Source organism: Paenibacillus shenyangensis (assembly GCF_000346635.1).
In the GTDB taxonomy this organism is placed as follows: Bacteria; Bacillota; Bacilli; order Paenibacillales; family Paenibacillaceae; genus Saccharibacillus; species Saccharibacillus dauci.
This window is the reverse complement of sequence record NZ_AOIG01000013.1, coordinates 44,281-55,812: the sequence shown is the minus strand read 5'-3', so window position 1 is coordinate 55,812 and position 11,532 is coordinate 44,281. Positions and strand designations below refer to the sequence as shown.

Sequence of the window (11,532 nt, the reverse complement as noted above, 5' to 3'; positions counted from 1 at the left end):
CTTATTTATGCCTGCTATTTCTGTCAGCCAGGTACTACAGTAAATGTATATACACCCAGTGGTTGGCCATTTGCTTTGTATGCTTGTACATGTGCTGTACCATAGCCAATCATGATCGCATCATTGCCTGACAACCTCACCACATTGCTGCCCTGCAAAATACGCCAGCTAGAACCGTTCATACCGAATCTACCACCCAGTCCCCGGAAAGTTTGCGACAGATCCTGTGTATACATGCCTCCAGAACCGGCATGTATATCGGGCGTAAATGTAACCGTCACCGTAGCATCCTGCAGTGCAGATGCTTCCACTGCTGTAGGTTGGAAGGATGCTGCAGATACTTCCGCTGCTCCGCTAACCGACCAGGCAAGCGCTGCCGCTGTTAAGACCACAATTACTTTTTTCATTCTAATTTCTCCCTTTTATGTAAATTTAAGTAAATATAGAAATCTAGTCTATCCTTGTACGCAGGTCAACACTTTTAATTTTAAATACGCTAACCAGAAAAATTCGTCAACTGTGGTCCACAAATCACCTTAAAATCCAAGTCTTATATTTGTCATTTTTTACATTTAAAATAGAAGGTGCAGCTTGTATTAGGTTGCTTCTTTCTATGCCTATTTGCAGATGCTGCTCAACCACCATGTGATCTCACCAACCAAGAAGGAGTTGTATGATGTCTAACCCTATTCAACATGCAGTTGTTATCGGAGCCGGAATCGGAGGATTATCTGCTGCGATTTCCCTGCGAAAAATCGGTCTCCATGTAACAGTATGCGAAGCCAGCGCCGAAGATGCACCTGCCGGAACCGGAATTACCCAGCCTCAGAACACATTCAAAGTACTCAAAGATCTGGGCATCTATGAACAATGTCTGCAAGAAGGTATCCAGCTGGACAGCATGCAGATCCTGAGCCGGGAAGGCCGGGTATTACTGGAAGTAAACCAGAAGTTCCTGAATGAAGACCTCCCCGGACGCAACTCGATCTGGCGCTCCAGCCTGAACCGGATTCTGCTATCTACTGCACTTTCTCTTGGCGTAAACGTCCAGTGGGATCGCAAGCTGAAAACCTACGAAGAAAGCGACACGGGCGTGACGATTTACTTTGAAGATGACCATATCCTTCATACCGATCTGCTCGTGGGCTTTGACGGTATCCGTTCCCGGGTACGTAATATTATGCTGCAGCGTGAAGTGAAGTCCCGCTTCCTCGGTATGGGTTCGTGGCGTGTGCCGATTGAATTCCCGGCAGGCACGCTCACGACAACCAGCTATATGCTGCTGAATGGCAGCAGTAAAGTAGGGATCTTCCCGTTAACATCAACCACGGGCTATCTGTTTATCCTGAAGCCGGTTGCCGAAGATTACTGGGACCCTAGAGAGCAGCGCTACGAGACTGTCCGCGCCATGCTGGACCCATTCCAGTGGAAGCCGGATTTCCTGCGCAGCTGTTTCCAACCGGATAGTCCCATTCTGTTTAATATGATTCGTGAAGTGGTACTGGAGGAGAAGTGGTTCAGCCAGCGCGTCGTCATCGGCGGCGATGCTGCTCATGCCAGTGCACCGAATCTGGCCCAAGGAGCAGCGATGGCTATGGAGGATGCTATTGTACTGTCAGAAGAAATTGCACGTGGCGATTCCCTGAACGAGGGGCTGTCGGCTTATTACAATAGAAGATATCCACGGGCGAGCGAAGTTCAGCGCCTGTCTGCCGAACTTCTGGCAAATGAAATGTCGGGCAATTCCGACCAGCAGACTATTATTCAGCAGTGCGACGCGCTACTGGAAGAAGCCTATTAACCCATAGATTGCCATCTGTAAATAAAGCAATCGGTAATACCATCTTCATTTCAACCGATATTCGATTCAAAAAGCACCTGTAAAGGTGCTTTTCATTTGCTCTGATTTGCTCCAAAGATGATAAATTCCTTCCGATTATGATACGCTGGTTATAAGCCATTTTTTTGCCGGCATACTGGCACACTATTTTACTATCCGCTGGATGTCGCCGACAACAGCGTAATGGACTTACTATATAACCGGAGGTACATGTATGAATTTGATTATTTTCGGCGCTACTGGCCGGACTGGACGTGAGCTGGTCTCCCAGGCATTGGAACAGGGACACGCCGTAACTGCCTTCGTACGTGATTCAACCCGGATGCATATGACCCACGATAATCTGAAGATCGTTCACGGCAATATCGATAGCTATCCGGATATCCTGAGCGTTGTACAGGCTACCCGCTATGATGCTGCCCTGTTCGCATTGGGTTCCAAAAGCCCATTTCGACGTAATCCTGTACTGAATAACGCCATGCAAAATATTATTCGCGCCATGGAAGACAGCGGCACCGAGCGTTTTATTCATATTTCCTTCGTCGGTACCCGTTCGGATGCAGGCAGACTCGGTATGATGTACCGATTCGTTATTCCGGTCTTCATGCGCAATCTGCTGGCCGATCACCGGGAAAAGGAACAGCTGCTTCAGAGCAGCAGCCTGGACTGGATGATCGCCCAGCCACCGATGCTGACGAATGGCCCGCGTACCGGACAGTATACGTACAGCGCTGGTATCGATAAAAGCAAAGCCGGCAAGCTCAAGCTTTCCCGTGCCAATCTTGCCGAGTTCATGCTCAAGCAGCTGGAAGACCATGCCTACAGCCGCAAAGAAGTTTTCGTAACCGAATAGATAGGATCACACACCAAACAGACCACTTCGCCATGAAGCGGCCTGTTTCTTTTTTTGGGGGAGGTGATCTACTGATGCAGGGTCTGCACATATTCGTCCAGCCGATCCCATGTCTCGGCAATGCCCTGCTCCATTCCCATATCGAGTACCGTACGCAGCGCTTCGGCAGAGTCATAGCTGGCCCGGCTGATCAGCTTCGTCGAACCATTGTGTTCTTCGAACAGCATCGTGATCCGGCTGGAAGGCATTTCTTCGCTCTCCTTGCCTTCCGTATCCGAAAAGTAATCCGTATAGACAAATTGGTCAGGTTCGGCAATCTCTCCGTAGACTGCTTTTCCCCAGGACTCATATCCGTAAAAGTCTCCCTGGCTCTCATCTACACACTTCATACAGTAATGCCAGACACCGCCTGGACGAAAATCAATATTGCACACCGTTAGCGTCCAACCGCGCGGCCCCCACCAGTTCTTAAGATGCTCGGCTTCTGCAAAAGCGCGAAATACCAACTCTTTCGGTGCATTAAACTCCCGTTCCAGTACAAGTGACTGCCCTTCTACTCTAGAGACCATTTGATTCGACATAGACCATCCTCCTGAAATTGGATTTGATATACGGAAGATACGGATACGGCTGCGAATGCATTCTATGGCTGCTATTTCTTCTCCTTACGTATTCTCCGGTGACTCGCAGCTTTCCTCTGTCATTTCCATGTTATTACAACAGATGATGGCGATCTTCGATCAGCGTCTTCATGCTGACATGGGATTTGGATGGCCCTAGCTGTACCAGCCGCTCCTGAAGACTGGCCAGTTCCTGCATGGAAGACGTCTGCACCTTGATCATATAGTTGAACTCGCCGCTGATCCGGTGCATATCGGTCACCTCTACAGCCTGCTCGCAGAAATCCACGATCTCCTGATCCCGTTCGGTTTTGACCATGATAAAAGTAGTCATCGAACGATCCAGCTTGGCCCAGTTGAATATGGCGCTGTAGCCCGTAATAACTCCTTCTTCCTCCAAACGGATAATCCGCTCACGGATCGATGGTGCCGACAGATTCAGTTCCTTGCTCAGCTGGGCGGCGGTAATGCGGCCATGCTGCTGTAATTTTTGCATAATCTTCAGATCCATTTCGTCGATGGAAGATGGCATGATATCAATTCTCCTCTGTGTACAACACACGAATGTCAATAAAAGGGCAAACCAGGCGAGTTTTTTTGTTCCATATTCCGGTTCGCTAATTTCCTTGGTTTGCTTATCTTGTCAGAACGGTCTCTTTTTATACTAACGCTATCATACCACGAAGAAGAACCCACCATGGGAATAAACAGATGGGCTCATAAGGCTATTCAGGTAGCTGAATTGTAGAGTCTTATAATCTCTGTATATTTGAATGATTTCGGTAATCCAACCAATCAAGAATATCTCGGTACTGCAGCTGCGATATTCTTTTTGCATTTTCAGCAAGGATGCGTAATGATATCTACAGACAGCACTATACGGAAAGGAAGCGATGACCGATGAAAAAGGAGCAATCTTCGCCTCTAGGACACTTTATCAAATCACGCAGGGAACGCCTGCAACCGGACCAGGCAGGGATTCAGCCGCTGCCGGGGCGCCGCCGTACACCCGGATTACGGCGGGAAGAAGTCGCTTATCTCGCCAATATGAGTGTGACCTACTATACCTGGCTGGAGCAGGGACGTGAGACCCGCCCATCTCCCGAAGTACTGGGCAGTATCAGTACCGCGCTGCAGCTGAGTGCGGATGAGCACCAATATCTGCTTGATCTCGCCCGCAGCGAATCTGTCCACCATGCTGACTCTGCAGCAGAGGTTTCCTCGGATACCGGATTTCTGCAAAATATCGTTGATCAGCTGTATTATCCTTCCTTTATTACGGATGAAGGTACTGATGTGATCGCCTGGAACCGGGCAGCCGAGCTGTTTATCACGGATTTCGGCAGTCTTCCACCGCAGGATCGCCATATGATCCATGTGATATTTTTCGATGAAGATTACCGCAGGCGGCTGCTGAACTGGGAAGAGTTCGCGCGTTACAGCGTAGCCATTATGCGCACACGTTTTGAAGATTATCAGAAGCATCCGGTCTATATGGATCGATTCAACAAGCTGCTGAACGATAGTGATGTATTCGCTTCACTATGGGACAAGTACGAAATTCAGCAAAAGCGCGTAACTACTGCGCGGTATCAGTTGGAAGACGGCCAGATCATGGAGTTCACGATTCACTACACCGCTGTTATTGATAATGATCCAGGACTGCACTGGTGCTTTTTCGTTCCGGTTCCCGGATCGGGTACAGAAGAGAGATTGCTGCAGAAGCTGGAGCAGGATCGACAGCAATCACTTTAAAATTTTCAAAAAAAATCATTTCTATCGTTATTAAATTAAGCTAAAATAAAATAGCCTTTAGACTTGCGATTGGAGTGAAAACAATGGATCAGTATAAGTTTAAGCAGACTCATAGCCAAATGATTGTAGATGCAATTGTCAGTGGATATCGTGACTATATCGAACATCGCAAAGATCGTAGAGCACATATGAAAATCAGCTCTGCTTTTGCATGGACAAAAGGTAATTTTATTGAAAGTAAAGTTGCTGATGAATGCGAGGAGCTTGGATTTACATATAAGAAATCGAAAGCTGGACTCACTTGGGATTATTTGCAATTCATTCATGATGAGTCTAAAATTCTTTTTCTTATTAAAAATGCAGCTTACTTTAATCCCAATCATTTTGCTCAAGCCAGCTTGCCTATAGTCACTGATTCCCAAAAGGCTAATCGAACCTATCTTCACGAATTATCAAAAATTAATAAAAACGTTGAATTCCCACTGCAACAATCTGTTCAACAATCTATGCAATTTGAAGAACAATTGGAACAGCTGGCTTTTTCCTTTATACGGGAAAATCAAATACGTGATGAATTGGAGCATTTCAAAGCCTCTTATAATGAATTTCATATTCTTACTTATACGCTGGATGATGCACACCAAATCTCTGCCATAACGCATTATATGCCTAATCCAGAAGATAATATCGCTTATTTGGTGGAGGATCTATCTTCTCTCATCTCGGGTGCAGAACTGGATGATGAAGACCTCGAGATATTTGCACCAGAAGCAGATGAAGATATTATGGACCCTGCTGCATTCGATATCGGCATCATAGAAGAAGAAAAACAAAATTAAGAATGTATATTGTGGTCATTCAAACAAGGAGTGAAGCGGCATGTTCATTGGTTCTAATCTGACCAATCTACGAATCATGCACGGATATTCAAGAAAGCAACTCGCTGAAATGCTCGGAGTCACAGAGCAGGCAGTCTGGCAGTATGAGAACGAATATACTGCCCCAAAATTGCAGACTATTAATGAATTAAAGCGCATTTTTCATGTAAAAAACAAATATTTTTATCATCAAGACAAGCTTGCTACCGGAACAAAATCGGCTAATATTAACATCACTAATATTGCCTACCGTTCAAAAATTCTGAATACGATTTATAAAACACAGGCAGAAGCCAAACATGTAGAGTATTTAGACGCCTTTATAGACGATATTACATCCGGTGTACGAATTCCCTCACTTCAGATTATCCATTTAAGAGATGAGGTAATCGCTTATCTCAATGCGTCACAGGATGACCGAACAACCCAGATTTACCGGGTGGCTGAACTCGCACGAACTAGCCTTGGAATGGCCAAAGATCATAATAAGGACCTAATATTCCTGATCGAAAAAAGCGGTGTGTTTATTTTTGAAAAAGCTATTGGCGAAAAGATTGATGCGTACAGTCTCTGGACACAAAATAATCGACCTTATATTATACTTGGTAATCTAAAGCGTTCATCCGTACGGAGACATTTTGATATCGCTCATGAATTAGGACACTTATTGTTGCATTATCGTATGGAATTTACTCACATGGACCGTAAAGAACATAAAACTATCGAAGAGGAAGCAAATTTGTTTGCTGGTGCATTCCTGCTGCCAGAAGCTGAATTTATCTCAGATATGAAAAATGTTAAGCGGCCTACTCAGCCAGACAGTTATATCGATTTGAAAAAAAAATGGACTACTTCGATTCAGGCACTCGGGTATCGAGCAGCCCACCTTGGCATTATTGATACTCGGGAACGCCGTAACTTCTATGCTGCGCTGCATCGCAAGAGTTATTTGCAAATCGAGCCCTTGGACGAGGTACTGCCTGTTCCAAAACCTACCCGAATCAAGACTATTATAGATCTTATTGCGACCAAAGGAATGCTAGATCTACGCCAGATGATTGAGCATGAATGGAATGTAGATATTGAGTTCTTTTATAAAATGACGGGAATTGAACTTTCATTTTTTCAAAAATATATGACTGACAAGGCAAATTCCAACCTTTATAATGTGACTAGTATGGAAGATCGATTGGTAACAGCTAAACAATAATCTGTCTCAATATATTCAAGTTAACTAGTCAGAATATTATGTTGAGTAGCGTATGAAAATGTATATTTGACGATCAAAAAAAGCCTGTTCGATTGACACGTTGGTCAAACGAACAGGCTTCTTCTGTTTCTTCTGCTGTAGATTTCCTGAATCGGCTGCTACTTCAGTCTTTGTTTTTACTTTTGCGTCGCCGAGGCAATATCACCGGATGCCCAGTATGCTGCCGGAACATCCACCCAGCGGGAAGCTGCTGTGCCAGATGCCGGCGGTATGTTCAGTACCCGGTTGAACAGGGTAACCGCTTCGGCGCGGCTGAGCGCCTGGCTCGGAGCAAACTGTCCATTCGGCATTCCCTGCATATAACCGGCCTGCTGTACTGCTGCAATATCTGCTGCAGCCCAGTGTCCGGCTGTATCTGTAAATGCAGCGTCATCTGTGCTGTGCAGCTGCTGCCAGCGTGCCAGAATAGTCGCCATTTCAGCACGGCTTACCGGACGGTCAGGGGCAAATACATTGCTAGTGTATCCTTTCATCCAGCCCCTTTTTGCTGCTTGTTCAATCGCTGCTGCAGCCCAGCTGTGAGTGTCCACATCCGTATAGGATGGGCTGTTGTTTGGAGACGGAATGATATCAGTTGTATCTCTTGAATCGGCTGCTGGATCTGCCGTATTCGACGATGACCCAGCCAGACGGGACAAGATAGCTGCCAGTTCGGCACGTGTTACCGTGCGCTCCGGCTGGAATGTTCCATTCGGATATCCGTTCATATACGGTTCAGCAGACGCTAGCTTGGAATTACCTACTGGAATATGACGGCCAGCTAATGGCTGTGCCAGCTTGAGCACGGTAAAAGTACTGAATTTGTTCACCTCGAACTGCAGTCCGGCAGGCTGATCCTTCTCCCGTATAACCTTCGGCGTAATCAGCTCTTGTGTACCGTCGCTGTGCTCCACATAGATCGCTAGCTGTTGCAGGAAGATCTCCTGCTGCTGTGGATCGGAAGGCAGGTTCTGCAGGGATAATGGCAGTGTGAGTTGTACCTTCTGTCCTTGCAGATCGCTATCAATCCGGAGCGGTTGCCCGATGACCTGAATATCTGCTGATCCGGCAGCCTGCTGTACCTGTGAATTTTGCCTGGCTCGTGCAGTCATAACATCGAGAGCAGCAGCGGTTTGGATTGGAGCAATCGTGAACTGGTGACTGCTGCTTAGTGCTGATAATGTATTCTCCGGCAGACGCAGGCTGACGTAATGGGTCGCCAATTCCATACTGACTGCACTGTCAGCGAGTATTCGTGCCGTATCCTGCGGCAGGATAAATTGCAGCTCCTTCACGGTATTCGGAGCAACGGGCATCACCAGACGAATCGCAGAGCCTCCGGCTGCCTTCACTTGGTCTGCAGCTTGGCGTGCCTGTGAAGCAGTATAACTGACAAGATCTTTTTGCGTACCATCTGCTCGTGTCGTACGCTGAATAGAAAGGTTCGACAACGTGCTGCCATCGGTACCGCTATCCACACTGCCTGTCAGGGTCTCGTTCCGTCCTGCCGAAGCACTGCCGCCGGATGAACCGCCGGAAGATCCTTTATCCGGTGCGGGGACAGGATTCTCCGGAGTAGGCTGTGGTCCAGGTATAGGATCTGGATTGGTACCCGGATCTGGCACCGGCTGGCTGCCATGGCCCGGTTCACTGCTGTCCAGCTCGCGGGCAAAGGTCAGATAGAAGTCATCCAACGATCCCCATGCACCACCATCTGCCTGAATCGATGCACCTACGCGCAGATGACCATCGGTCACTTTGATCTCGCGGATAACCGGCTGATTCCACTGTGTCCAGCCACTTACACTGGTCTCCTGCTGGACATCCAGACCGTCTGTATGAGCAAACAGATTCATCTTCGCATTGCGGGCATCTCCGCCCTGAATAGACATGGATAACTCGTAATAACCCGGCTTCAGATCATATACATCCTGCTGTACCCGGAAGTTCACCGGCTCTGCCGAATAGTAATGAAGAGAATACTGGCCGGTCCGTGCATCGGAGGCCTTGTTCTGATAATCGGCATGCGGTGAAGCACCCGCTCCGTAACTGATCTGCCACATGCTACGGTCATTGTCTTCAAAGCTGCCGTTACGCAGCAGATTGGCACGCCGAATCTCCAGCTTCGCCTGTGCTGGATAGCCACCTGCTACTGTGCCGGCAATCATGTAACTGCCCGCTCCCTGACGAACAGCTTGCTCCATGGCTTCCTGATCCCATTCCACTGCCAAAGTACCTGTACTGCCATCGTTATACGTCACCGTCACCGAACTTGGCAAGGCGACAGGGTCTCCGGCATTGACGGTTACCGCTGCCGGTTGGATCTGATCCACCTGTAGTGTTGCCACTGCTCCGGTATTCACATAGTTGAATACGTGGAGTGAAGGTAGCGGATGACCGGTAAAGTCGAACAGCGCCTGATTATCGACAGCACTGCCGCCATACCATTTGCCTGCATCATCGGGATCATATTCACCTGCATAGCTGGCTGCCCAGCCGGAGCCATACTTTTCCCATAGCTGCTTGTTCTGCTCCAGATTGGTCTTGGGTCCTACCGGCAGCCATGCGGGTTCCCAGTAGAATACGCCAATTCCTGCACTTCCCACATTGGATACCGCTTCGATTACATTGCGAACCGAAGTTGCCTGACCCTGTACGCTGATCGGGTAATCCAGCACCTGACCGGAACTTCGCGGCGCTGTATTCTCATGTCCGTCGCCATCTTCTGCCGTATAGGCATATGATGTCTCGGCGACCATGACTTTTTTGTTATACGTATCGGCAACCTGCTTCAGCACCGAGGTCAGATTGCCCAGCGTTCCATGCCAGAATGGATAATACGAACTGGCAAATACGTCATAATCCACGCCATTATCTGCGAGAGCTTTGGCATACGAAGCATACCGGCCTGCCGATTCCGGGTTGGTAAAATGCAGCGCGATCAGGATATTCGGATCTACCGCCCGTACTGCCTGACTGCCTTTATTGAAGAGTGCGCTAATATGGGTCCAATTCTTCTCTCCGATAAAAGACTGATTCGTCTCGTTACCGACCTGCACCATGCCTACATCGATCCCCTGCGCAATCAGCTGTTCCAGACTGTGATGGGTAAATGCATACACCTGCTCACCCTTCTGCTCCAGACTCAAGTTTGCCCATGCTTTTGGAGTATGCTGCTTGCCCGGATCTGCCCAGAAGTCGGAATAATGGAAATCAACCAGCAGCTTCATGCCATTAGCCGTTGCCCGTTTGCCAATTTCGATAGCTTTGGCCAGATCATTGGTACCCCCGCCGTACCCTCTGCCATTTGTATCATAAGGATCGTTCCAGATACGCACACGTACATAGTTCACGCCGGACTCATGCAGGGTGGTGAAAATATCCTGCTCGGCTCCCTGTTCGTTGTAGAAGCGCACGCCGCTCTGCTCCAGCGAGATAATACTCGATATATCGACACCCTTGATAAAGTCCGGGCTCAGTCCCTCCACTTTTTTAACAAAAATATCGGCCGCGACCGGCTGGCTCGTATCGGTACTGGTCTGCTTGAGCTCTAATCGATCCAGATAGCCCCATGCTCCTGCCTGACCACGGATGCGGGCACCAATAGTCAGATGGGATACCGGCTCAGTCAGTACAAATTTCAGTGTCACTGTACCCCATTGATTGTAGCCAGTTGTAGCCACTTCACTGCCTTGATAGGTATCTGCGAATACCTGTACATGACCGGCCTCCACATCTGTTCCGCCCATCGATTGTACAGACAGCTCATAGCTGCCCGCCGGAAGCTGGGATAACGTCTGGCTTACCTTGATCTGCTGCTCAGCAGATGCTCCGTTATTGATCCAGTATTTAAAAGCATATGTATCCTCGGAAGGTGTAATAAATGGATCGCTGGCATAGGCATAATGCTGAATATCCGCCTGCTGCCAGTCCGATGCATCGACCTGCCAGGAATGATCCTGCCAGAAGTCTGTCTCGAATCCTCCATTCACAATCGCCGGGCTGGCTGTAAGTGGTGCTGCCGCCACCACTGCTGTATGTACCGGCCATAGACCAAGCACCATAATCATAATCAGCAGCAGAAATGCTGCCTGTCTGTTTCTTCTCATTCCTTTATCCCCTTTCAAAGCAAATACTCTGCGATCCGCTTATTGTAAAGCGCTTACATCATAACCATGATCAATATAGCAGACGCTTATCGTCCGGGACATGAGAAGATTGCAACATTTTGTGTGCTTAGGCAATCATTTGGAGCCAGCAGTGCATTTTGCTTTTACTTTTAACATGATGCCTGGGGTAGGGCATCCATAACTTATGCCTATACAGACAGAACCCCC

9 protein-coding genes are annotated in these 11,532 nt (G+C 48.0%); 5 read left to right on the top strand and 4 right to left on the bottom strand.

Annotated features, from left to right (window positions below):
- Window positions 1-23: 23 nt before the first annotated feature.
- Window positions 24-407 (bottom strand): BLB8/JUQZ-1 family protein, encoded by a 384-nt coding sequence (locus tag H065_RS0111960; RefSeq protein ID WP_017813302.1) that lies wholly within the window; start codon window positions 405-407, stop codon window positions 24-26.
- 266 nt (window positions 408-673) lie between these two features.
- On the opposite strand from H065_RS0111960, the gene H065_RS0111955 reads away from it, so the two are divergent.
- Window positions 674-1,801, top strand: a complete 1,128-nt coding sequence (locus tag H065_RS0111955) for an FAD-dependent monooxygenase (RefSeq protein ID WP_238557949.1) — start codon at window positions 674-676, stop codon at window positions 1,799-1,801.
- Between the two features lie 253 nt (window positions 1,802-2,054).
- Window positions 2,055-2,693 (top strand): NAD(P)-dependent oxidoreductase, encoded by a 639-nt coding sequence (locus H065_RS0111950; protein WP_017813300.1) that lies wholly within the window; start codon window positions 2,055-2,057, stop codon window positions 2,691-2,693.
- Between the two features lie 68 nt (window positions 2,694-2,761).
- On the opposite strand, the gene H065_RS0111945 is transcribed toward H065_RS0111950, so the two are convergent.
- Together H065_RS0111945 and H065_RS0111940 are read right to left on the bottom strand one after the other, a co-directional pair.
- Window positions 2,762-3,274, bottom strand: a complete 513-nt coding sequence (locus H065_RS0111945) for an SRPBCC domain-containing protein (RefSeq protein WP_017813299.1) — start codon at window positions 3,272-3,274, stop codon at window positions 2,762-2,764.
- Window positions 3,275-3,407: 133 nt separating this feature from the next.
- The gene (locus H065_RS0111940) at window positions 3,408-3,845 is read right to left on the bottom strand and encodes an Lrp/AsnC family transcriptional regulator (protein ID WP_017813298.1); all 438 of its coding nucleotides are present in this window, start codon (window positions 3,843-3,845) and stop codon (window positions 3,408-3,410) included.
- 368 nt (window positions 3,846-4,213) lie between these two features.
- Here H065_RS0111940 and H065_RS0111935 point away from each other — a divergent pair, with 368 nt between their 5' ends.
- The 3 genes from H065_RS0111935 (at window position 4,214) to H065_RS0111925 (ending at window position 7,156) form a co-directional block, all read left to right on the top strand.
- The gene (locus H065_RS0111935; RefSeq protein ID WP_017813297.1) at window positions 4,214-5,068 is read left to right on the top strand and encodes a helix-turn-helix transcriptional regulator; all 855 of its coding nucleotides are present in this window, start codon (window positions 4,214-4,216) and stop codon (window positions 5,066-5,068) included.
- Window positions 5,069-5,151: 83 nt separating this feature from the next.
- Window positions 5,152-5,907 (top strand): spr1630 family ClpXP-sensitive toxin, encoded by a 756-nt coding sequence (locus H065_RS0111930; RefSeq protein ID WP_017813296.1) that lies wholly within the window; start codon window positions 5,152-5,154, stop codon window positions 5,905-5,907.
- Window positions 5,908-5,947: 40 nt separating this feature from the next.
- Entirely contained in the window at window positions 5,948-7,156 is a 1,209-nt protein-coding gene (locus tag H065_RS0111925) for a spr1629 family repressor/antitoxin (protein WP_017813295.1), read from the top strand.
- Between the two features lie 176 nt (window positions 7,157-7,332).
- On the opposite strand, the gene H065_RS0111920 is transcribed toward H065_RS0111925, so the two are convergent.
- The gene (locus tag H065_RS0111920; RefSeq protein ID WP_017813294.1) at window positions 7,333-11,304 is read right to left on the bottom strand and encodes a glycosyl hydrolase 53 family protein; all 3,972 of its coding nucleotides are present in this window, start codon (window positions 11,302-11,304) and stop codon (window positions 7,333-7,335) included.
- Between the last annotated feature and the right edge of the window lie 228 nt (window positions 11,305-11,532).